The 22,389-nt window shown below is 66.5% G+C and carries 22 protein-coding genes; 4 read left to right on the top strand and 18 right to left on the bottom strand.

Going from position 1 to position 22,389, the window contains the following annotated elements:
* Positions 1 to 16 precede the first annotated feature (16 nt).
* The 6 genes from E0T84_RS07410 to pafA all read right to left on the bottom strand — a co-directional run bounded on the left by E0T84_RS07410 (position 17) and on the right by pafA (position 7,439).
* Positions 17 to 2,821 (bottom strand): RNA helicase, encoded by a 2,805-nt coding sequence (locus E0T84_RS07410; RefSeq protein WP_138744130.1) that lies wholly within the window; start codon positions 2,819 to 2,821, stop codon positions 17 to 19.
* A complete protein-coding gene (tatC, locus tag E0T84_RS07405; protein WP_138744129.1) occupies positions 2,811 to 3,767 on the bottom strand; it encodes a twin-arginine translocase subunit TatC in 957 nt (318 codons plus the stop codon). The genes E0T84_RS07410 and tatC overlap by 11 nt, the downstream gene beginning before the upstream one ends.
* Positions 3,768 to 3,843: 76 nt before the next feature.
* Entirely contained in the window at positions 3,844 to 4,089 is a 246-nt protein-coding gene (gene tatA, locus E0T84_RS07400) for a Sec-independent protein translocase subunit TatA (protein ID WP_070188734.1), read from the bottom strand.
* Positions 4,090 to 4,119: 30 nt separating this feature from the next.
* Positions 4,120 to 5,076 (bottom strand): YafY family protein, encoded by a 957-nt coding sequence (locus E0T84_RS07395; RefSeq protein WP_138744128.1) that lies wholly within the window; start codon positions 5,074 to 5,076, stop codon positions 4,120 to 4,122.
* A complete protein-coding gene (locus tag E0T84_RS07390; RefSeq protein ID WP_138744127.1) occupies positions 5,073 to 6,062 on the bottom strand; it encodes a YafY family protein in 990 nt (329 codons plus the stop codon). The genes E0T84_RS07395 and E0T84_RS07390 overlap by 4 nt, the downstream gene beginning before the upstream one ends.
* Before the next feature lie 18 nt (positions 6,063 to 6,080).
* Positions 6,081 to 7,439: a Pup--protein ligase gene (gene pafA, locus E0T84_RS07385; protein WP_138744126.1), complete on the bottom strand. Its 1,359-nt coding sequence runs from the start codon at positions 7,437 to 7,439 to the stop codon at positions 6,081 to 6,083.
* 345 nt (positions 7,440 to 7,784) lie between these two features.
* Here pafA and E0T84_RS07380 point away from each other — a divergent pair, with 345 nt between their 5' ends.
* Positions 7,785 to 8,054, top strand: coding sequence for a hypothetical protein (locus E0T84_RS07380; RefSeq protein WP_249383588.1), 270 nt, complete (start codon positions 7,785 to 7,787; stop codon positions 8,052 to 8,054).
* Positions 8,055 to 8,106: 52 nt separating this feature from the next.
* Here E0T84_RS07380 and E0T84_RS07375 read toward each other — a convergent pair whose 3' ends face one another.
* The 11 genes from E0T84_RS07375 to ectA all read right to left on the bottom strand — a co-directional run bounded on the left by E0T84_RS07375 (position 8,107) and on the right by ectA (position 17,627).
* Positions 8,107 to 9,138 carry an agmatine/peptidylarginine deiminase gene (locus tag E0T84_RS07375; RefSeq protein WP_138744125.1) on the bottom strand — a complete coding sequence of 344 codons (1,032 nt, stop codon included), beginning with the start codon at positions 9,136 to 9,138 and terminating at the stop codon, positions 8,107 to 8,109.
* The gene (locus E0T84_RS07370; RefSeq protein ID WP_138744124.1) at positions 9,135 to 10,130 is read right to left on the bottom strand and encodes a nitrilase-related carbon-nitrogen hydrolase; all 996 of its coding nucleotides are present in this window, start codon (positions 10,128 to 10,130) and stop codon (positions 9,135 to 9,137) included. Before E0T84_RS07370 ends, E0T84_RS07375 begins: the two co-directional genes overlap by 4 nt.
* Positions 10,131 to 10,265: 135 nt before the next feature.
* The gene (locus E0T84_RS07365; RefSeq protein WP_138744123.1) at positions 10,266 to 11,009 is read right to left on the bottom strand and encodes a YqjF family protein; all 744 of its coding nucleotides are present in this window, start codon (positions 11,007 to 11,009) and stop codon (positions 10,266 to 10,268) included.
* A 5-nt stretch (positions 11,010 to 11,014) separates the two neighbouring features.
* The gene (gene prcA / locus E0T84_RS07360) at positions 11,015 to 11,755 is read right to left on the bottom strand and encodes a proteasome subunit alpha (RefSeq protein ID WP_138744122.1); all 741 of its coding nucleotides are present in this window, start codon (positions 11,753 to 11,755) and stop codon (positions 11,015 to 11,017) included.
* Complete coding sequence (prcB, locus tag E0T84_RS07355) at positions 11,756 to 12,553, bottom strand: proteasome subunit beta (protein ID WP_138744121.1); 798 nt, start codon at positions 12,551 to 12,553, stop codon at positions 11,756 to 11,758.
* A 56-nt stretch (positions 12,554 to 12,609) separates the two neighbouring features.
* Entirely contained in the window at positions 12,610 to 12,804 is a 195-nt protein-coding gene (locus E0T84_RS07350) for a ubiquitin-like protein Pup (protein WP_003880265.1), read from the bottom strand.
* Between the two features lie 105 nt (positions 12,805 to 12,909).
* Positions 12,910 to 14,418, bottom strand: coding sequence for a depupylase/deamidase Dop (dop, locus tag E0T84_RS07345; RefSeq protein WP_138744120.1), 1,509 nt, complete (start codon positions 14,416 to 14,418; stop codon positions 12,910 to 12,912).
* A 9-nt stretch (positions 14,419 to 14,427) separates the two neighbouring features.
* A complete protein-coding gene (gene thpD, locus E0T84_RS07340; protein ID WP_138744119.1) occupies positions 14,428 to 15,345 on the bottom strand; it encodes an ectoine hydroxylase in 918 nt (305 codons plus the stop codon).
* Positions 15,342 to 15,734 (bottom strand): ectoine synthase, encoded by a 393-nt coding sequence (locus E0T84_RS07335; RefSeq protein ID WP_070188722.1) that lies wholly within the window; start codon positions 15,732 to 15,734, stop codon positions 15,342 to 15,344. The genes thpD and E0T84_RS07335 overlap by 4 nt, the downstream gene beginning before the upstream one ends.
* A 13-nt stretch (positions 15,735 to 15,747) precedes the next feature.
* Complete coding sequence (gene ectB / locus E0T84_RS07330) at positions 15,748 to 17,034, bottom strand: diaminobutyrate--2-oxoglutarate transaminase (RefSeq protein ID WP_138744118.1); 1,287 nt, start codon at positions 17,032 to 17,034, stop codon at positions 15,748 to 15,750.
* A 47-nt stretch (positions 17,035 to 17,081) separates the two neighbouring features.
* Positions 17,082 to 17,627: a diaminobutyrate acetyltransferase gene (gene ectA, locus E0T84_RS07325; RefSeq protein WP_070188720.1), complete on the bottom strand. Its 546-nt coding sequence runs from the start codon at positions 17,625 to 17,627 to the stop codon at positions 17,082 to 17,084.
* Positions 17,628 to 18,171: 544 nt separating this feature from the next.
* Between ectA and E0T84_RS07320 the strand changes: the two genes are divergently transcribed.
* The gene (locus E0T84_RS07320) at positions 18,172 to 19,317 is read left to right on the top strand and encodes a hypothetical protein (RefSeq protein ID WP_138744117.1); all 1,146 of its coding nucleotides are present in this window, start codon (positions 18,172 to 18,174) and stop codon (positions 19,315 to 19,317) included.
* A gap of 30 nt (positions 19,318 to 19,347) precedes the next feature.
* Here E0T84_RS07320 and arc read toward each other — a convergent pair whose 3' ends face one another.
* The gene (arc, locus tag E0T84_RS07315) at positions 19,348 to 21,189 is read right to left on the bottom strand and encodes a proteasome ATPase (protein ID WP_138744116.1); all 1,842 of its coding nucleotides are present in this window, start codon (positions 21,187 to 21,189) and stop codon (positions 19,348 to 19,350) included.
* 145 nt (positions 21,190 to 21,334) lie between these two features.
* Here arc and E0T84_RS07310 point away from each other — a divergent pair, with 145 nt between their 5' ends.
* Positions 21,335 to 21,838, top strand: a complete 504-nt coding sequence (locus E0T84_RS07310; protein ID WP_070188717.1) for a hypothetical protein — start codon at positions 21,335 to 21,337, stop codon at positions 21,836 to 21,838.
* Positions 21,839 to 21,951: 113 nt separating this feature from the next.
* Positions 21,952 to 22,383 (top strand): hypothetical protein, encoded by a 432-nt coding sequence (locus E0T84_RS07305; protein ID WP_249383587.1) that lies wholly within the window; start codon positions 21,952 to 21,954, stop codon positions 22,381 to 22,383.
* The last annotated feature ends 6 nt before the right edge of the window (positions 22,384 to 22,389 follow it).

Raw genomic sequence — 22,389 nt, 5'->3', positions numbered from 1 at the left:
TGTAGCCAAAAACACCCTACCCCGCATCAACAGCAACAACGCCGCGACGAACATCGTTGACGGCGCGTTTCGCGGTATTGCGCAGCGCGGGCGTGGGCGCGGCGTTGCGCACCTGGTCGAGCAGATCGAGTACCTGCCGGCACCACCGGACGAAATCGCCGGCCGACAGCGCCGAACCTGAACCGCCGACATCGGAGGCCGCGAGCGCGGCGCCCAGGTCACCGGTGGTAGCCCAGCGATAGACCGCGGTGACGAAACCCTCGTCGGGTTCGCGGCCGGGAGCCAACCGGTGCCGCTGTTCGTCACCTCGCAGGTCCGCCGACACTCGCCGGGTCTGGGCCAGTGCGCGGCGCAGGCCCGCGGTGGGAATGTCGACTCCCACGGTGCCGCCCGCGGTGTCCCCGCGCGATTCGAAGAGCACAGCGGACAGCACGCCTGCCAGTTCGGCGGGCTGCAAACCGTCCCACACCCCGGCACGCAGACACTCGGCCACCAACAGGTCGCTCTCGCTGTAGATGCGGGCCAGCAACCGGCCGGCATCGGTGACCTTGAGATCCGGCTTGGATTCGCCCTCGTTGTGCACTCCGACGAAGCCGCGTTCGCTGAGCAGCGCCACGATCCGGTCGAAGGTGCGTGCCAGCGAGTTCGTCGCCGCGTTCACCTTCTGCTGGATCTGGGCGTTGTCGCGCTCGATGCGCAGATAGCGTTCGGCGATCCTGGCCTGAGCCTCACGGTCCGGTAGTTGGTGCGCCGGGTGACTGCGCAGCTGTTCACGCAGTCCGGCAAGCTCGGGGTCGACATCTCGTTCCGGGGCCGGGGCGCCCCGGGTCGCGCGCTTGGAAGGCACCGAAAGTTCGGCGGCGGCCGACCGCAACGCCGAAGCCAGGTCCCGGCGTACGCGGGGCTGCCGATGTTCGACGCGCTTGGGCAGGGTCATCGTTCCCAGCGGGGCCGAGGCCCCCGAGTAGTCGGCTGACGAAATCCGGCCGGCCCAACGATGTTCGGTGAGCACCAGCGGCCGGGGATCGTCGCTGTCGCGTTGGGCAGGTTCCAGCACCACTGCCAGTCCGCCGCGGCGGCCGTGGGTGATGGTGATGATGTCGCCGCGCCGCAACGCGGCCAAGGCGTCGGTGGCGGCCCTGCGCCGCTGCAGCCTCGATGCCCGCGACTGCGCGCGTTCGCGTTCACCGATCTTGGTCCGCAACCGGACGTATTGAAGGATGGGCGGCTCAGTCCACGGCTCCTCGCGCGAGCGCTCGTCGGCCCCACCGAGTTCGGCGGCCAGCTCGCCCATCATCCGCTCGCCGCGCGCGATCCCCCGCACCAACCCGACCACCGACCGGTCCGCCTGGTACTGGGCGAAGGAACGCTCCAGCAGTTTGTGGGCCTGTTCGGGACCCATCTGCTGCACCAGGTTGATGGTCATGTTGTAACTCGGGGCGAACGAGCTGCGCAGCGGAAAGGTTCGGGTGGAGGCCAGCCCGGCGACCTCGGCGGGTTCGGCGTTGCTGTCGTCGGGCCGCCACAGCACCACGGCATGACCTTCGACGTCGATGCCGCGGCGGCCTGCGCGCCCGGTCAGCTGTGTGTACTCCCCCGGCGTCAACGGGACATGCTGCTCGCCGTTGAACTTCACCAGCCGCTCGAGTACCACGGTGCGGGCGGGCATGTTGATGCCGAGTGCCAGGGTCTCGGTGGCGAACACCGCCTTGACCAGGCCTGCGGTGAACAGCTCTTCCACGGTGTGCCGGAACACCGGAAGCATGCCGGCGTGGTGGGCGGCCAGCCCGCGCAGCAGGCCTTCGCGCCACTGGTGGTAATCGAGGACGATGAGATCGGATTCGGCCAGGTCGGCGCAGCGACGCTCGACGATATCGGCGATCCGGGCGCGCTCTTCGTCGGTGGTCAGCCGCAGCGGCGCCCGCAGGCACTGTTGGACCGCCGCATCGCAACCGGCACGCGAGAACACGAAAGTGATGGCGGGCAGCAGCCCAGCGGCGTCGAGGGTGGCGATGACGTCGGGCCGGCTGGGCGGGCGGTACAGGTGCGGGCGGCCTCCGGTGCCACGTCCACGGCCCCGCCCGCGCGGTTGCCAGTCGGCCAGTCGATCGGCCTCGCGGCGATGGCTGATGTGACGCAACAGCTCCGGGTCGACGAGCGAGCTGTGGGTGCCCTCGAACAGGTCGAACAGCCGACGGCCGACCAGCATGTGCTGCGACAGTGGCACCGGCCGGTGTTCGTCGACGACGACGGTGGTGTCGCCGCGGACGGTCTGGATCCAGCCGCCGAACTCCTCGGCATTGCTGACTGTCGCCGACAGGCTGACCAGCAGCACGTCCTCGGGCAGGTGCAGGATGACCTCTTCCCACACCGCACCGCGCATCCGGTCGGCCAGGAAATGCACCTCATCCATCACCACATAGGAAAGTCCTTGCAGTGCAGGCGAATTCGCATACAACATGTTGCGCAGCACTTCGGTGGTCATCACCACGATGTCGGCGTCACCGTTGACCGACTGGTCGCCGGTGAGCAGCCCGATCTTTTCCGCGCCGTAGCGAGCCACCAGATCGTTGTGCTTCTGGTTGCTCAGCGCCTTGATCGGTGTGGTGTAGAAGCATTTGCCGCCCGCCGCCAGCGCCAGGTGCACCGCGAACTCACCGACCACCGTCTTGCCGGCCCCGGTCGGTGCGCACACCAATACGCCGTGGCCGTTTTCCAGTGCGCGGCACGCTCGCAGCTGGAAATCGTCGAGGGCGAACGGATATTCGGCGGTGAACCTGGTCAGCTCAACGCCGGGTCGGTCACCCGAATCAGGTGGCATCGTCGTCGATGTCGATCCTTGCCGCCCCCAAATCCGGCTCTGTCACCGGTTCGGGCCGTCCAATCGATTCCGCCGTCGGGATCGGCGCGGCCTCATCCTCGGGCACCTCCAGCGCCGCGCGCCGGGCCTTGCGTTTGTCGTTGACCCGCGCGATCTGGATGGCGAACTCGAGCAGGAGGCTGAGCGCGCAGGCCAGCGCCAGCATGGTGAACGGGTCAGAGCCCGGCGTGGCGAACGCCGCGAACACGAACAGGCCGAAGATCAGTCCGCGGCGCCAGACCTTGAGCCGCTCATAGCTGAGCATGCCGACCAGGTTGAGCATGATGATCAGAAGTGGGAACTCGAAGCTGATGCCGAACACCAGCAACAGGTTGATCAAGAACCCGAAGTATTGCTCACCCGACAGCGCGGTGACCTGCACATCGCTGCCGACCGTGAGCAGGAAGCCCAGCGCGGTCGCCAGGACCACGTAGGCCAGGATGGCACCCGCGATGAACAGCACCGCGCCGACACCGACGAACGCCATCGCGAAGCGGCGTTCCTTCTTGTACAAGCCTGGGGTGATGAACGCCCACAACTGGTAGAGCCATACCGGGCAGGCCAGCACCAACCCGGTGGCCAGCGCCACCTTCAGGCGCAGCATGAACTGGTCGAACGGGCCGGTGGCCAGTAGTCGGCATTCACCGTCGGGTGCGATGGTCGCCCGCGCCGAGTCAGGTAGCGCGCAGTACGGGCCGCGCAGCCATTCCCCCAGACTGTTCAGGCCGAAAAAGCCGTTGGTGTACCAGAGGAAGCCGAAGATTGTCGTCAGGACAACGGCGAGCACGCTGATCAACAGACGATTGCGCAGCTCGTGTAGGTGGTCGACCAACGACATCGTGCCGTCGGGATTGACCCGGGAACGGCGGCGACGGGGATCGAGTTTCTTGATGAATCCGGAGGTCACGGGCGTGTTCTAGCGGCCTGGTCGTAGACACGGCACGTCCATCGCGGGCGATGGCCGCGATGAGGTGCCGGACCGGTCAGGCCGTGTGGCGGTCCGGAGACTGCTCGGGAGCCGGAGCGTCGACCCGCTCGGAGGCGATCGGCTTGGCCGGCGGGGCCTCGGCCGAGGAGGAGGAATCCGACTGCATCTCCTTGATCTCCGACTTGAAGATCCTCATCGACTTGCCCAGCGACCGCGCGGCATCCGGCAGCTTCTTGGCGCCGAAAAGCAGCACGAACACCGCGATGACAATGACCCAGTGCCAGGGTTGTAGACCACCCAATTTGGTTACCTCCAGACGTCCGTGCCGAGTCTACCCGCGTGCGTCGTCGGCGTCGTAGACACGCAGCGCCTCAGCGGCCGCGTCACGCACGCGCTGCGCCAACGACTGCGGGGCCAACACCGTGACCGCCGAGCCGAAACCGAGGACGAACCTGGCCATCCACTCGTCGGAGGCGTAGGTCATCGCCGCTTCGAAGGCTCCGCCGGGCAGTTCGTTGACCACCCGCAGCGGGTAATAGTCGAACACCCACGCCGCAGTCGCATCAACCAGCAGGCTGGCCGACGGCAGCGCCGGATCGGCGTCGAACAATGACGTGTCGGGGCCGGCCTGCACCGCCGGTGGCGGCGGTTCCGACGCCTCGTCGAGCACCTGTGCGTCGACGATGCGGTCGAAACGGAACAACCGCACCGCCTCGGCAGTGCGGCACCACGCCTCCAGATAGCTGTTGTCGCCCACGAGTGCGACCCGGATCGGATCGACAGTGCGACGGCTCAACGAGTCCCGCGACGCCGAGTAGTACTCCAGTGTCACCGCCCGCCCGTCGCGCACCGCAGCCCGCACGGCAGCGGCGGCGACGCTCTCGGACGGCGCCGGCTCGTCGACGGCCGCCAGCTTGCTGCCGGCGGCGGATTCGATCTTGGCGATCGCGCTGCGTGCGGCCTCCGGATCGACCATGCCGGGCACATCGACCAAAGCCCGCAACGCGACCAAGATGCCGGTGGCCTCGGTAGAGGTCAACCGCAGCGGGCGATCCACGCCGGCACTGAACGTGACTTCGACGGTGTCACCCTCGAAATCGAAGTCGATGAGATCGCCGGGGCTGTATCCGGGCAGCCCACACATCCACAACTGCCGTAGGTCGTCGTCGAGCTGCTTGGGGGTCACCCCCAGCGCCCCGGCCGCCTCCGCGCGCGTGACCTTCGGGTTCGACTGGAAGTACGGCACCATGTTCAGCATCCGGACCAGCCGGGTCGACACCTGGCTCATGCGCGGCCCGCCTGCGCCCGCAACCGCACCAACACGTCCTCGCGCAGCGATTGCGGTGCCAGCGCCACGGCGTCGGCCCCGTAACTCGCGATCTCTCTGGCCAATCTGTCGTATCCCCCGACGTCGACGGTGATCTCCTCCCCGGTGCGACCGGCCAGCGTTCGCGCCTGGGTCGCGGTGGCCTGGCGCCGCAAGGCGGTGGCCCGCCCGTCAGCCACCCAGACCCGGGCCTGCTCCCCGGTCGGCGACTCGGCAACGACGCGCTCGACGACCTCGCGCAGGTTGACGCCGTCGGGTTTCTGCACGGCACCGGCCTCGCCGATCGCGGCGACCGCCTCACCGAGCCGGGACAGCCGGAAGGTACGGGTGTCGTCACGGAGCCGGTCATGACCTACGAGGTACCAACGACCCCGATGCGTCACCACTCCCCACGGTTCGACGGTGCGCGTGGTGTAGGGATCGCTGCGCGAATAGCGATGGTCGAACTGCACCACCCGGCCGGTGTCGATGGCCGACAGCAAGGTTCCCAGCACCTTCTCCGAACCCCGGATGCCGGGTAACACCGCGGTGGTGGTGATCGCGACCGCCGGATCACCACCCTCGACGTCCACACCGGCCGCCCGCAACTTGAGCACCGCCCCCTGGGTCGCGGTGATCAACTCCGGTGACTGCCACAGCTGCGTGGCCACCGCGACGGCAGCGGCCTCGTCGGTGGTCAGCTCGACGGCCGGAAGCGCGTACGCCTCGCGGTTGATCCGATACCCCTCGGTGGGATCGAACTTCGACACCCGGCCGGTCTCCAGCGGAATTCCCAGATCGCGCAATTCGTTCTTGTCGCGCTCGAACATTCGCGAGAACGCCTCGTCACTGGCGCTGTCGTCGTAGCCCTGGACGATCTTGCGGATCTTTTCTGCCGGCAGAAAACGATCGGTGGACAGCAGGGCGATGACAAGGTTCATCAACCGCTCGACTTTGGATACCGCCACGAGATGAAAGCTTAGAGCTCACATGCTGGCGATCAGGCGCTTGACCCGCTCATCGACCGACCGGAACGGATCCTTGCACAGCACGGTGCGTTGGGCTTGATCGTTGAGCTTGAGGTGCACCCAGTCGACGGTGAAGTCCCGGCCCGCTTCCTGTGCGGCGCTGATGAACTCGCCGCGTAGCTTGGCTCGGGTGGTCTGCGGCGGGGTGTCGACCGCGGCGTCGATGTCCTCGTCGGTGGTGATGCGAGCGGCCAGTCCTTTGCGCTGCAGCAGGTCGAAGACCCCGCGACCACGCTTGATGTCGTGGTAGGCCAGATCCAGCTGGCTGATCTTCGGGTCCGACAGCTCCATGTTGTAGCGATCCTGGTAGCGCTGGAACAGCTTGCGCTTGATCACCCAGTCGATCTCGGTGTCGACCTTGGCGAAGTCCTGGCTCTCGACCGCGTCCAGTTGGCGGCCCCACAGATCGACCACCTGCTCTATCTGGCTGCTCGGCTCACGGGTCTGCAAATACTCCACGGCCCGGCTGTAGTACTCGCGCTGGATATCCAGTGCGCTGGCCTGCCGCCCGCCGGCCAGCCGGACCGGGCGCCGCCCGGTGAGGTCGTGGCTCACCTCGCGGATGGCCCGGATCGGGTTGTCGAGGGAGAAGTCGCGGAACGGGACGCCGGCCTCGATCATCTCCAGCACCAGCGAGGCGGTACCCACCTTGAGCATCGTGGTGGCCTCGCACATGTTCGAGTCACCGACGATGACGTGCAGCCGACGGTATTTCTCGGCGTCGGCGTGCGGCTCGTCGCGGGTGTTGATGATCGGACGTGACCGGGTCGTCGCGCTGGAGACGCCCTCCCAGATGTGCTCGGCACGCTGGCTCAGGCAGTAGGTGGCGGCCTTGGGCGTCTGCAGCACCTTGCCCGCACCGCAGATGAGCTGGCGGGTGACCAGGAACGGAAGCAGCACATCGGAGATCCGGGAGAACTCACCGGCCCGCACGATCAGGTAGTTCTCGTGGCAGCCGTAGGAGTTGCCCGCCGAATCCGTGTTGTTCTTGAACAGGTAGATGTCCCCGCCGATGCCCTCGTCGGCGAGCCGCTGCTCGGCATCGATCAGCAGGTCTTCCAGGACGCGCTCGCCGGCGCGATCGTGGGTGACCAGCTGGGTCAGGTTGTCGCATTCGGCGGTCGCGTACTCGGGGTGGCTGCCCACGTCGAGATACAACCGCGCACCGTTGCGCAGGAACACGTTGGAACTGCGGCCCCACGACACCACCCGCCGGAACAGATAGCGGGCAACCTCGTCGGGGCTGAGCCGGCGATGGCCATGGAACGTGCAGGTCACACCGAATTCCGTCTCGATACCCATGATTCGTCGCTGCACGCTAACGAGCTTACGGGGTGGTTCACCGCAACGGTGGACAAGCGCGCGGTGACCGTGCGGCAAAATCTGCACATCGCGCAGATGCTCGGGCTGATCGGCACCGGCATCACCGATCCGAGCCGGGCCGACGTGGTGTGACCGGCTATGCGCCGACCACCCGCTGCGCGCGCGGACCGCCGGCCTCGACACCACTGGATCCGTCGCCCTCGGCCGCGACCGCGTGCGCATGGATTCCTTGGCCGGCTTCTGACGGAACAGCGCGTTCTCGTCCCGCCACAGGTTGACCAGGACGGCCACGATCTCCGGGTTGTCGGCCTTCCAGGCGGCCGACGCGCCGAAATAGGCATGCAGCTGGCGACTGCGTCGAGGCTGTCGTCGGCGACCACAGCCTGCGCGGTGATGCTGATGATGGGTCTGATCGTGATCGCGTTCCACCAGTACTGGTACCGCGTCACGGCGGCACTCATCTCCCTGTTCGGTTGGTTCGTGGCGCTGCGCGGGCTGGCCATGGCTGCCCGCATCTTCTTCCCGCTGCTGACCGCCATGGGCCTGTGGCTGACCTACGTCGGCCGGCGGCGCGAACACACGCCGGACGTCAGCGCCGTCACCGTGTGATCACCGCCGGCGGGCCGGCAATCTGGTCACCGCCGGCGGGCCGGCAATCTGATCACCGCAGGAAGGGCGAAGGCTGATGCTGGGTGATGCAGTGAATGCCACCGCCACGTTCGAACAGCGGACGGGCATCGACGCTGAGGACCCGGCGGCCCGGATATTGTTCGGCCAGTATCGCCGCTGCGTCCGCGTCCCTCGGATCGCCGAACGCACAGGCGATCACCCCGCCGTTGACCACCAGGTGATTGATGTAGCTGTAGTCGACGAACCCTCCGGCATCGGTCAACTGGTCGGGAGCGGGTAGCTCCACGATCTCCCACGGCCGCCCGGCGACATCGTGCGTCTGCTCAATCGCTGCCCGAATTTCCTTGCACACCAGGTGATCCGGATGTGAGGCCGCGCGTTGCGTATGCAGCATCAACCGCCCGGGCGCGGGGATCGCCGCCACGATGTCGACGTGCCCACGGGTGCCGAAGCGCTGCGAGTCGCGGGTCAGCCCGCGCGGCAGCCAGACCGCGTGGTCGGCACCGATGGTGCGGGCCAACTCGGCTTCCACATCGGCCTTGGTGGATCCGGGGTTGCGGCCGGGATCCAGTTGCACGGTTTCGGTGAGCAGGACGCTGCCCAGCCCGTCGGCCTGGATTCCGCCGCCCTCATTCACCAGGCGCGAATCGACCACCGGCACGCCAGACCAGTCAGCCACGGCGGCACCGATTTTCGAGTCCCGATCCCACTGCGCCCAATCCTGGGCCCCCCAACCGTTGAACACCCAGTCCACCGCAGCCACCGAGCCGTCCCCGGTATGCACGAAGGTGGGACCGATGTCGCGCATCCAGGCGTCGTTCAGCGGCGCCTCGACGATGTCGACAGCAGCGGACAGGTAGCGCCGGGCCGCGGCCATCTCGGCGGGATCCACCACCATCGTCACCGGCTCGAACTCCAGCACCGCGTGCGCGACTGCCGCCCAGGTGCTGCGCGCTTCGTGATGTTCGGCCGCGCTGTCGCCGAGCGAATAGCCTGCGGACGGGAACGCCATCCACACCCGATCCTGCGGTGCACTCTCGGCCGGCATCCGGTAGGTGGTCATTTCACGACCGCCGTGGCTTCGTGGCCGAGCCCATACGGATGCGCCACGTCGACGGGCGCGGTCAGCGCGGCGTAGGTGTCCGGCCGCCGGGTGAGCAGAAACGGGAACAGCTCCAGCCAGTCCCGGCGCTGATCCAGATCCAGATCGGCGACCAGCACAGCTTCTTCGTCACGAGGAGCCTGTACCAGCACCCGGCCGAACGGGTCGGAGATGAACGACGAGCCGTAGAAGCTGACCTTGCCCTCGTCACCGGTGCGGTTGGGCACCACCATGAACAGGCCGCTGCTGATGCCGTTGGCGACGATCACGTGCTGCCACAGCGGTTGGGTGTCGAAGGCCGGGAACACCGGTTCCGAACCGATGGCCGTCGGGTAGACGACAATCTCGGCACCGCCGAGTGAATAGCTGCGCGCCACTTCCGGGAACCATTCGTCCCAGCAGGTCGGCAGGCCGACGCGGGCACCAAGACCCTCCGGGTTGTACACCGGATAGGGGGCGGCCTCGCCGGTGGACGGTCCGGGACCCGGACGGAAATAGGTGTCTTCGTAGTAGCCGGCCGAGATCGGGATGTGCAGCTTGCGGGTGTGCCCGGCCAACTCCCCCGACGGGGTCACCAGGATTGCCGTGTTGAAGCCCAATCCGTCTTCGGCCGGCTCCTTTTCGTACAGAGAGGCGTGCACGAAGACGCCGTTGGCGCGGGCCGCCTCAGCGGCCAGGGCGAAGGTCGGACCTTCGGTGAGATCCTCCGCCGATGCGCCGGGATTCGATGCGGCCGGGGTATCCGCGGGGTACCGCAACAGGGTTATCTCCGGCAGGCAGACGAGCGCGGCACCGGCGCCGGCCGCGCGATCGATGCCGTTCCGCAGCACCTTGACCAGTTCGCCCGCATCGGGCCGCCACCGGTGCTGCACCAGCCCGACCCGCAGAAGGGGACGCGTCGAGTCGGCGCTTCGGGACAGCGACTCCGGCGCGGCGGCAGTCAGGGTGATCATCTGTCGTCTCCTAAAACGAATGGCGTTCGTTTTATTGTGACCCAGCTGACATCCGTTGTAAAGCACGACGTGAGGCGGCGGTCGACCCGGTTCGCTGCGCCGACGCCGGTGTTGGCGGCACCGCCGAAACCGTGGTCAACGGGATCGGTTGGGCGTGCCGACCCGCAGCGGCCACCCGAACTGGGCAGGCACGCCGTCGCTGAACGCGACGTGCGCAGGCGGCCCGTCGCACAGCCCGTCGAGGCCGACCGAGGCGAACAGTCCGGACTCATCGAACCCCAGCAGCTCGGCAGACCGTAACGACCAGGCCGGGTGCTCGTTGGGCACGTACCAGGTGCGTCCGGCATGGGCGACGTGTAAACCCCAGCGCGCAGTCAGAAAATGGTCGAGCTGCCCCGGCGTCAGAAGATCGCCCGCCTCCACCTCGATGCGGCTACGGGCCCGGCTTCGCGGCCAACGCACCGCCGTCGTGTAGACGTGCCGGTCCCCGGCCCGGTGGTACGACATCCGGGCCCACCGATAGCGGACTCCCAGCGCGGCACGGGCCGCAAGCACGACATCGACCCTCGGCGTGTCCAAGCTCAGGAACACGACGCCGCGACGCCCGGTGCGATCAACCGAGTACAACCGCACATTGGTCTCCAGGAAACTGCCGAGCAGTCCGGGCCCTTGGCCGAAGCCGGTGCCCGTCATCCGGAAGGCCACCACGCCGACGTAGCTCGCCCCGTCGAAGGTGTCAGGGGCGGTTCCGGCCGGAAAGAGGTGCGTGATTCGGCCCGGGGCAACCGGCCAGTGCAGAAAAGTCAGGTCGACCCAGTTCTGGCGCAGAATCCTGGCGCCGGTCAGCACTGGCGCTACGGGGCTGACCGGCTCGACCATCGCGGCTACTCAGCCGGTTCGGAATCCGAATCTGAAGCCGAATCTGGTTCAGGCAGAAGAGCTTCCAGTGCTGCCCCGGTGATCCGGCGGAAGCAGCGGCGCGGCCGCGTGGCGTCGAGAACCGCGACCTCGAGGGTTGCGGGTCCGAGTATGCGCGGCTCGGAGCCGTTGCCGCTCGCACTCAGTGCCTCGATCGCGATCTTGACCGCGGCGCCCAAGTCGGCATTCTCCGCGTACGACTCGTTCAATGCAGTGATGATCGGCTCGGTGGTTCCGCCCATCACCACGAAATGAGGCTCGTCGGCGATCGACCCGTCATAGGTGATCCGGTACAGCTCCGGAGCTTTCGTCTCGCCGTAGTGCGCCACCTCGGCCACACACAGTTCAACTTCGTAGGGCTTGGCCTGCTCGGTGAAGATCGTGCCCAGCGTCTGCGCATACACGTTGGCCAGCTGACGGCCGGTAACGTCGCGGCGGTCGTAGGCGTAGCCGCGGGTGTCGGCGAACTGGATACCGCCGCGCCGCAGATTGTCGAACTCGTTGAACCGGCCGACGGCAGCGAAACCGACCCGGTCATAGAGCTCGCTGACCTTCTGCAGCGACCGCGACGGGTTCTCCGCCACGAACAGCACGCCGCTGTCATAGGCCAGCGCCACCACGCTGCGACCGCGGGCAATGCCCTTGCGCGCCAATTCGGAACGCTCACGCATCGCCTGCTCGGGCGAGATGAAATACGGGAAGCTCATTTACCCCTCACCGCCCGTCCGGGTCCGGCGCGCGATGACCTCGCGGGCCAGCTCGGCGATGCGTTCCTCGGTGACCACCTCGGCGCCCTCGGCACCGATCGTCACCGCGGTCGGATAGATGCCGCGCACCAGATCGGGACCGCCGGTGGCCGAATCGTCGTCGGCTGCGTCGTAGAGCGACTCGACGGCCACCCGAAGCGCGGAATCCACATCCACCACTTGCGGATAGAGCTTCTTGATCGACGACTTGGCGAAGATCGAGCCGGAGCCCACCGACTGGTAACCCTCCTCCTCGATGTTCCAGCCGCCCGCGGCATCGAACGACACGATCTGACCCGCATTCTCGGCGTCGGGCGCGTCGGTATCGAAGCCCACCAGCAACGGGAGCGCCACGAAACCTTGTAGTGCCGCACCGAGATTGCCGCGCACCATGATCGCCAGCCGGTTCACCTTGCCGCCGAATGTCAGGGCGACACCCTCGAGCTTCTCGTAGTGCTCGAGTTCCACCGCGTATAGGCGAGCGAACTCGACCGCGATGGCAGCGGTGCCCGCGATGCCGGTCGCCGTGTAGTCGTCGGTGATGTAGACCTTCTGCACGTCGCGACCGGCGATCATGTTGCCCTGGGTAGCGCGGCGGTCACCGGCGATCAGTACGCCGCCGGGGTACTTGATCGCGACGATGGTCGTTCCGTGCGGCACCGCGTTGGTCGGGTTGATCGTGCCGTCGGCGACACGGTTACCCGGCAACAGTTCGGGGGCCTGTCGACGCAGCAGTTCAGAGAAGGACGACAGATCCATTGCTACAGAGGGAGTACCGGAGAGGGGTTGGGGCAGAGACAAGTTTTCGCGCCAGGTCACTGGCCGCCCTTTTGAACGTATGCGCGCACGAAGTCTTCTGCGTTCTCTTCCAGCACGTCGTCGATCTCATCGAGCAGATCGTCAGTCTCCTCGGCCAGCTTCTCGCGACGCTCCTGGCCGGCGGCCGATGCACCCGGGAGGTCGTCGTCCTCGCCGCCGCCACCGCCACGCTTGGTCTGCTCTTGAGCCATCGCTGCCTCCTGCAATTGTCATCGGTAGGGCTAACCGCCCAACCGGTCCTTCCACAGTACCGGTCGGCACCCGGATTGCCCGGGATAGCTCACCGCCGGAAATGGTCAGTTTGTGAGTTGCTCGACGAGTTCGGCGGCGCTGTCCACCGAGTCCAGCAGGGCGCCGACGTGCGCCTTGCTGCCGCGCAGTGGCTCCAGCGTCGGAATCCGAACGAGCGAATCGCCGCCGAGGTCGAAGATCACCGAGTCCCAGCTGGCCGCGGCGATATCCGAACCGAACCGGCGCAGGCATTCGCCCCGGAAGTACGCGCGGGTGTCGGTCGGCGGATTGTCCACCGCCTCGATCACCTGCTGTTCGGTGACCAGGCGCTTCATCGAACCGCGCGCGACCAGCCGGTTGTACAGGCCCTTGTCCAGCCGCACGTCGGAGTACTGCAGATCGACCAAGTGCAGCCGCGGCGCCTGCCAGCCCAAGTTCTCGCGCTGGCGGAATCCCTCCAGCAACCGCAGCTTGGCCGGCCAGTCCAGAATCTCGGCACATTCCATCGGATCGCGTTCGAGCAGGTCGAGCACGTGTGCCCAGGTCTCGACGACATGCGAGGCCCGCGGATCCGCGTCCTTGATGTCGACCAGTTTGGCCACCCGCTCCAGGTACACCCGCTGCAGCGCCAGGGCGGTCATCTCGCGACCGTCGGCCAGCGCCACCGTCGCGCGCAGCGACGGATCGCGGCTGATCACGTGCACCGCGTGCACCGGACGGGCCAGCGCCAGATCGGACAGATCGAGCCCGAACTGCGGGCCCTCTTCGATCAGGTCGAGCACCAGCGAGCTGGTGCCCACCTTGAGGTAGGTCGACGTCTCCGCCAGGTTGGCATCACCGATGATGACGTGCAGCCGCCGGTACTTGTCAGCGTCGGCATGTGGCTCGTCACGGGTGTTGATGATGCCGCGTTTGAGCGTGGTCTCCAGGCCGACCTCGACCTCGATGTAGTCGGCCCGCTGGGACAACTGGAAGCCGGGGTCGTCGCCGGAGGGTCCGATGCCGACGCGGCCCGAGCCGGTCACCACCTGCCGGGACACCAGGAACGGCGTGAACCCGGCGATCACCGCGGAGAACGGCGTCTGCCGGCTCATCAGGTAGTTCTCGTGCGACCCGTAGGAGGCTCCCTTGCCGTCCACGTTGTTCTTGTACAGCTGCAGTTTGACCGCGCCGGGCACGCTTGCGACGTGGCGAGCCGCGGCCTCCATCACCCGCTCACCGGCCTTGTCCCAGATGACCGCATCCATCGGATCGGTGCACTCGGGTGCCGAGTACTCCGGGTGCGCATGGTCCACATACAGCCGGGCACCGTTGGTGAGGATCATGTTGGCCGCGCCCACCTCGTCGGCATCGACGATCGGGGCCGGTCCGGACGCCCGCGACAGGTCGAAGCCGCGGGCGTCGCGCAGCGGGCTTTCGACCTCGTAGTCCCACCGGGTGCGCTTGCCGCGCTGGATGCCGGCGGCCGCCGCATATGCCAGCACCGCCTGAGTCGAGGTCAGGATCGGATTGGCGGTCGGATCGGACGGCGATGAGATGCCGTATTCGACCTCTGTTCCGATAATCCGTTGCATGGGGCCAGCCTAGGTGACGGCGTCTGTACTCCGAGCCGCCAGGTATTCCGGCCGAGGCTTCGGGGCGGCGAACGGCTCGGTCAGCGCGTTGTCCACCGAGTTGAACACCAGGAAGACATTCGACCTCGGCAGGGGTGTGATGTTGGACCCCGAGCCGTGCAGCAGATTCGCGTCGAACCACAGTGCGGTTCCGGGCGGACCGGTGAACTGGTGGATGTCGTGCTCGTCGACGGCCTTGGTCAGGGTCGTCTCGTCGGGCACGCCGATGTTCTGCGCCACCAGAGAGGTGTCGTGATTGTCCTCAGGCGTGGCACCGACGCACGGATAGAACGTGCGATGCGACCCCGGAATCACCATCAGCGACCCGTTGTACGGGTAGTTCTCGGTAAGCGCGATCGAGCACGAGACGGCACGGATCGCCGGCATTCCGTCCTCGGCATGCCAGGTCTCGAAGTCCGAATGCCAGTAGAACCCGTTCCCGGTGAACCCCGGCATGAGGTTGATCCGCGCCTGGTGGATGTACACATCGCCGCCGAGCAGCTGACGCGCGACCGGCAATACCGTGTCCAGCCGGACCACCTTGGCCACCAGGTCGCTCAGCAGATGCGGTTCGAAGATGGACCGGATCGTGCCGCCGGGCTCACGGATCACCCGCGGATCATCAGTGTCGAGATCCGCTGCGATCCGGTCGAGTTCGTGCCGCAGCGGCGGCAGCCAATCGTCCGACACCGTCTCGGGCGCAACGAGATAGCCGTAGTCGGAGAAGCCGTCGAGATGGGGCTGACTCAGCGGGCCATCGGCCACGCTGCCCCACACCACCGGCTCGTGGCGCGGTATCGGCTCGATCGCATGCTCCAGCCGCGTCGGGTACCGATCGTCGGTCACTGCACTCATCACCGATAGTTCGGTGTCCTGCTGTGCCGTCATGCGACCGACTGCGGCGCCGGGTAAACGCCGTTCTCGTCATGCACCTCCCGCCCGGTAACCGGCGGGTTGAAGACGCACAACATCCGGAGCTGTTCATCGCACGTGACGCGGTGGCGGTCGTGGTTGTTGAGCAGATACATGGTTCCGTCGGCCAGCGGATACTGCTGCCCGGTCTCCAGATCGGTCAGCGTGCCGGTGCCCTCGATCACCCACACCGCCTCGACGTGATGCTGGTAGTGGAACTCGTTGACCGAACCGGCTTCGATGGTGGTCTCGTGGAACGAGAAACCGACGCCGTCGCCAGCCAAGATGATGCGCTTGGAGCGCCAGGTGGCATCGGCCACATCACGGTCGGTCCCGGTGATCTCGGCAGTGGTGCGAACAATCATGTCAATGTCTCCCTCAGGCCAGCGTGACGGCGACAGACTCGGCAAGAATGTCGAGCCCCTCGGACAACTCGGCGGGCGAAGCCGTCAGCGGCGGTAGCAGTTTGACCACTTCGTCGGAAGGTCCGCTGGTCTCCATCAGGGCACCACGGTCGAACGCCGCCCGGCACACCTGCCCGGCCAGTTCCGTCTGGTCGAACTTGAGGCCCTGGGCCAATCCGCGGCCACGAGCGGTCACACCGTCGTGAGCGGCCGCGATCTCGTCGAGGCGGCCCCGCGTCAGCTCAGACTTCGCCACCGTCTCGGCACTGAATTCGTCGTTCTGCCAATACGTCTCAAGCGCCGCGGTGGCGGTGACGAACGCCGGGTTGTGGCCACGGAAGGTTCCGTTGTGCTCCCCCGGTGTCCACACATCGAGGTCGCGGCGGAACAGCGTAAGCGCCATCGGCAGGCCGTAGCCGCTGACCGACTTCGATATCGTGACGATATCGGGCACGATGCCGGCCGCCTCGAAGCTGAAGAACGGCCCGGTCCTGCCACACCCCATCTGGACGTCGTCGACGATCAGCAAGATGTCGCGTTTACGGCACAACTCGGCCAGTGCACGCAGCCATTCGATCCGCGCGACGTTCAGACCGCCCTCACCCTGGACGGTTTCGACGATCACCGCGGCGGGCCGGTTCAGCCCGCTGCCCGAATCGTCGAGCACGCGCTCGAACCACTGGAAGTCCTCGGTGACCCCGCCGAAATAGTTGTCGTACGGCATCGGGGTGGCGTGCACCAGCGGGATGCCCGCCCCGGCTCGCTTCATCGAGTTGCCGGTCACCGACAACGCACCCAGCGTCATGCCGTGAAATGCGTTGGTAAAGCTGATAACCGACTCGCGGCCGGTCACCTTCCGGGCCAGCTTGAGCGCCGATTCCACCGAGTTCGCGCCGGTGGGGCCGGGGAACTGGACCTTGTAGTCCAGCCCGCGCGGGCGCAGGATCAGCTGTTCGAAGGTCTCCAGGAACTTCTGCTTGGCCGCAGTGGCCATGTCCAGCGAGTGGACGATTCCGTCGGAGGCCAGGTATTCGAGCAACGGCTCCTTCAGCGCGGGGTTGTTGTGGCCGTAGTTCAGCGCACCCGCCCCGGCGAAGAAGTCGATGTAGGTACGGCCCGCCGTGTCGGTCACCCAGCAGCCGGCCGCACGGTTCATGACGGTGGGCCAGCTGCGGCAATAGCTGCGGACCTCGGACTCGACCGAGCTGAACACGTCGGGAAGGTCAGACTCGGTCAACGGAGCTGTCGTAGCGAGCAGCAAGGGATAATCCTTCCAATCGAATCAAACTAGTTATCAGATAACTGATTTCAGCGCGAGAGCGGAGTGGTGATGGGCCCCATCCGCAGAATCGGCTCATCCTCGTGCGCCCCGTCGGCGTCGAGGAGGTTGCGCTCGAAGTGCGGGTCCTCGACGAGCGGGACACCGTGCCGGCGCGCGAAGGCCCCGAAGAACGCGCGTGAGGCTGCGTTGCCTGGCGCCACCGTCGCCTCGACGGTGATCGGGCGGCCGTCGCGCTGTGTGCGGACCCGGTGCACGAGTGCGTCGAGCATCGTGGAGGCCAGTCCCCCGCCCTGGGCCGAGGGGGCCACGGCGACCTGCCAGACGAACAGGACGTCCGGCCGTGGCGGCGGGTGGTAGCCCGTGATGAATCCGTGCAGCTCACCGTCGCGCTCGGCCACGATTGACGACGCAGCAAAATCGGTTGCCAGCAACAGATAGGCGTAGGTGGAATTCACATCCAGCACCCCGGTCGCTTCGGCGAGGTCACGGATGCCAATCGCATCGGTACCCCGCGGGGCGCGCAGGAATTCTTCCCGGGAATGGCGTCCCGGAACGCTTTCTAAAACACGCATATCGAGTTAAAAGTCACCACCGAACTTCTCAGCGATCATCGTCAGTTTCAAGCCATCGGTGCCCTCGACGTAAGCACACCGCAGTGCCGGGATCAAGCGCCGACACCGCGTCAGGACCGATATTCCGTCTGCATTCACCTGCTTTGACCTGCATTAACTTCGCGATTCGTCAATCTCAGAAAATTGTTAGCGCTGTTATCTGATCGTTACATTGGCGCGCGTGTACCACCCTCGCAGCACCGGGTGCCTCGGGTCACCACCGGCGATCGCGCCGGCAAAACCGACCGCGCGCGCCCGGCATTTGTCCAGTCACCGAGCCACTCAGAAATTCCAATCAAGTTTTAATAATCGCTGGCAGGCGCATTCCCGATAGGGCGCGGGAATGCACATGGCCTTTTCCCTCACCTCATTCTCTTCAGTCTCCGCGCTGTGGTCCGGGCAACACCATGGGATCCGTGGGCAGCAGAGTGAGACCCACGACACACTGCACCGATCTCGGCACCAGTGCTTGCCGAAGCAGTGATTGCTTGGTGCAGTATTCGAGGTGACGTCAAAATTCGCCGACCACGTCGAGGCCGAACGCTGGTTCTTGGCCAACGGGTTACCCGCGGTGCTGCGTCCCGGCGCGCTGGTGCGGTCGGTGTGGGCCCGGTCCGCGCCGGCCCTGGCCGCCTACGCATGGGTGACGTTGAGCTCGGTGCTGGTGGTCGCAGTGACCGGCAAGCACACCATTGCCATCGACGGCAGCCCCACACGCACCGAGTGGTTTGTGCTTGCGGTGCTGTTGCTGGTGTTGCCCATCGCCGCGATCATCGGCTGGGCGGTCGCGCGGCTCGGGACCTCACGCAGTGCCGGAGCGGCCTCCACGGTGGCCGTGCTGCTGACCGTGGCCAGTGGGTTCTACGGTGGGATGACCGCCCGTAGCGGCGTCAACCTCGTCATCGAATTGCTGGTCATTGCGGCGGTATTGCTTTGCACTGCAACAGGAATCGGATCGATAATGAGTTTCGCGGCCCAGGTGACGATCTCGAACCTGGCATCGGTGGGCAGCCTGTTCGTCCGGGCACTGCCGGTGGTCCTGCTGACGGTGTTGGTGTTCTTCAACACCTACGTGTGGGTGATGGCATCGACGTTGAGCCGGACCCGCCTCTGGCTGGCGCTGGCGTTCCTCTTCGCGGTCGCCACGGTGTTCCTGGGCTCCAGCACGCTGGAGCGAGTGCGGCCGATCCTTCGGCCCGATGCCAAAGAACCCGAAGACGACGGGCGCCTGAGCGGCACACCGTTCGCCGACATGGCCGATCGGCCGCGCCGGGTAGGGCTGTCGAAGCCCGAACGACTCAATGTGGTGTTCGTGCTCTTACTCTCGCAAATAGTGCAGATCTTGACCGTCGCCATCGTCACGGCACTGATCTTCTTCGTGCTGGGCCTGATCGTGCTCAGCCCCGAACTGCTGGCCGCCTGGACCCGCAACGGGTCCGCAGATGGCCAACTGCTGGGAATGACGTTCCCGGTTCCTCAGGCGCTGATCCAGACCACCATGTTCCTGGCCGCATTGACGTTCATGTACCTGAGCGCCAGGGCGGTCTCGGACGTCGAGCAGCGGAACCGGTTCTTCGACCCACTGCTCGACGACCTACGACTGACCCTCGTGGCGCGCGACCGGTACCGCACCCACACGGCGCAACCCTGAGGGCTCGAAGCGGGTAGCCCGAGACACCGCCTACAGGTACTGCCCCAGGTTGGATTCGGTGTCAATCGCGCGACTGGCCGACGAGCTCTTGCCGGTGACGAGGGTGCGGATGTAGACGATCCGCTCGCCCTTCTTGCCCGAGATCCGCGCCCAGTCATCGGGATTGGTGGTGTTGGGCAGGTCCTCGTTCTCGGCGAACTCGTCGACGATCGAATCCAGCAGGTGCTGAATGCGCAGGCCGGGCTGACCGGTCTCCAGGACGCTCTTGATGGCGTTCTTCTTCGCGCGGTCGACCACGTTCTGGATCATCGCCCCGGAGTTGAAGTCCTTGAAGTACATGACTTCCTTGTCACCGTTGGCGTAGGTGACCTCCAGGAACCGGTTGTCGTCGATCTCGGCGTACATCCGGTCCACGACCTTCTCGATCATCGTCTTGATCGTCAGCGCGCGGTCACCGCCGAACTCGGCGAGATCGTCGGCGTGCACCGGCAGGGCCTCGGTGAGGTACTTGCTGAAGATGTCCTGCGCCGATTCGGCGTCCGGCCGCTCGATCTTGATCTTGACGTCCAGGCGGCCGGGCCGCAGGATCGCCGGGTCGATCATGTCCTCGCGGTTGGAGGCGCCGATGACGATGACGTTCTCCAGCCCTTCCACACCGTCGATCTCCGAAAGCAGCTGCGGCACAACGGTTGTCTCGACGTCGGAGCTGACGCCGGTGCCGCGGGTGCGGAAGATCGAGTCCATCTCGTCGAAGAACACGATCACCGGGGTGCCCTCGGACGCCTTCTCGCGGGCGCGCTGGAAGATCAACCGGATGTGACGCTCGGTCTCACCGACGAACTTGTTCAGCAGCTCGGGGCCTTTGATGTTGAGGAAGTAGCTCTTGGCCTCGCGCGCGTCATCGCCACGGACCTCGGCCATCTTCTTGGCCAGCGAGTTCGCCACGGCCTTGGCGATCAGCGTCTTACCGCAACCGGGCGGGCCATAGAGCAGCACGCCCTTGGGCGGACGCAGCGAGTACTCGCGGTAGAGCTCCTTGTGCAGGAACGGCAGCTCCACGGCGTCGCGGATCTGTTCGATCTGCCGGCCCAGGCCGCCGATGTCGTTGTAGCTGACATCCGGCACCTCCTCGAGCACCAGATCCTCGACCTCGGCCTTCGGGATGCGCTCGAAGGCGTATCCGGCCTTGGTGTCGACCAGCAGCGAATCACCGGGGCGCAGTTTGCGCGGCCGGCTGTCGTCGAGCACAGCCTCGGCGGCCTCGGGCAGATCCTCGGCCACGATCAGCGGCTCGGCCAGCCAGACGATGCGTTCCTCGTCGGCATGACCGACCACCAGGGCGCGGTTGCCGTCGGCCAGAATCTCCCGCAACGTGCTGATCTCACCGACCGCCTCGTAATTGCCGGCCTCGACCACGGTGAGCGCCTCGTTGAGCCGGACCGTCTGCCCCTGCTTGAGCGAGGCGGTCTCGATGTTCGGCGAGCAGGTGAGTCGCATCTTGCGGCCCGAGGTGAACACGTCGACGGTCTCGTCCTCGTGGGTGCCGAGCAGCACGCCGTAACCGCTGGGCGGCTGACCCAGCCGGTCCACCTCCTCACGCAGGGCGAGCAGCTGCTGGCGGGCTTCCTTGAGGGTGTCCATGAGCTTGGCGTTGCGCGACGCGAGCGAGTCGATCCGCGCCTCGAGTTGGTGGACGTCGCGGGCACTGCGCAGCCCGCTCTGGGGCCCTACCGCGTTTTCCAGTTGCTCACGCAGAAGCGCAGCCTCACGGCGCAGCGATTCCAGCTCGGCGGCATCATCGCTGGACATGGGCTGTGAGTAGCCGGCCGAGAAGCTCTCGGCATGGCCCTCCGAACGCTCTGACTCACTCATATTGCGCTCCCTCCCGCACCGCAAGTTGGTGCAGTAACAACTTCAACGCTACCGGCGATTCAGCCATTGTGTGTGCTCTAGGAAAGAGACACACCAGCACCACTGTTAGCCTCTAAGTTCAGTTGGTCCGATCGAAAGGACAGTCGTGACCCCGAAAACCCTCGTTACCGGCTTTCTCACCGCAGCCGCAGCCGCAGCCGTGGTGAGCGGAGCAGCGGTGGGTGTGACATCTATTGCATCCAGCGGCATGTCGGCCGCGCCCGCCGTCCAGCCGGTGGTGTTCGATGCGCCGCTGCCGGCCGCCCCCGCGCCGCAGTTGGAGGCCCCGCTGGTGCAGACCTTGCAGGCGCTGGCAAGCGGCGGCTCGTTCAGCGGCAAGGCCCCCTACATCCAGGGCGGTATCGGCCGCATCGAGAGCATCGCCGCGGACCGCGCCTACAACAGGGCCGCCGCTGAAGGAAAGTTCCCGCTGACCTTCAACATCGCCAACATCGACGACCAGGGCGGCGTGGCCTACGCCGACGTCACCGCGACCTCGGCCCTCGGTGGCACCGCCACCCAGAACATCCAGTTCGTCGCGGGCCCGAGCCCGACCGGCTGGCAGATCTCCAAGGGCTCCGCGCTCAACCTGCTGTCCTCCGTCGGCTGAGTAGGTAGTTGAACCGCACCCGCATCGCAGTCCTGAGTGCCGCCACGGTCGTGGCGGCACTCGGGCTATGTGGGTGCAGCAGCGGCGACCATCCGGCCAAAACCTCGCACCCGATGACGAGTGCGCTGACCACCACGGCGCCGGCCGCACCGCCCGCCGCGCCACTGCCCGCTCCCGAAGCGCTCACCGGCGTGCTGGACCGGCTTGCCGACGTCAATGTCCCCGGCGCGGAAAAGGTCGTCCTGGTCGAACAGGGCACCGCCGATGACGCCGCCGCGCTGGACAAGTTCGGCCGCGCCCTGGCCGACAACGGATTCAGCCCCCTGGCCTTCGAAGCCACCGACCTGGCCTGGTCCCAGACCGAGCCTGCCAACGTGGTGGCGACCGTCAAGGTGACTGCCGGCGGCGAGGATTCGGACCGCCACTTCAGTTTCCCGATGGAATTCACCCCGCACGGCGACGGCTGGCAGCTGACCCGGCACACCGCCGATCTTCTGCTCGAGATGGGATCGGCGGCGGGTTCGCCGGACGCTCCGACGCGCTGAGCCGCC

It is taken from the genome of Mycobacterium sp. DBP42 (assembly GCF_005924235.1).
GTDB classification, from domain to species: domain Bacteria; phylum Actinomycetota; class Actinomycetes; order Mycobacteriales; family Mycobacteriaceae; genus Mycobacterium; species Mycobacterium syngnathidarum.
Note: the sequence above shows the minus strand (reverse complement) of the source record. Positions and strands in the feature narration are given on the sequence as shown.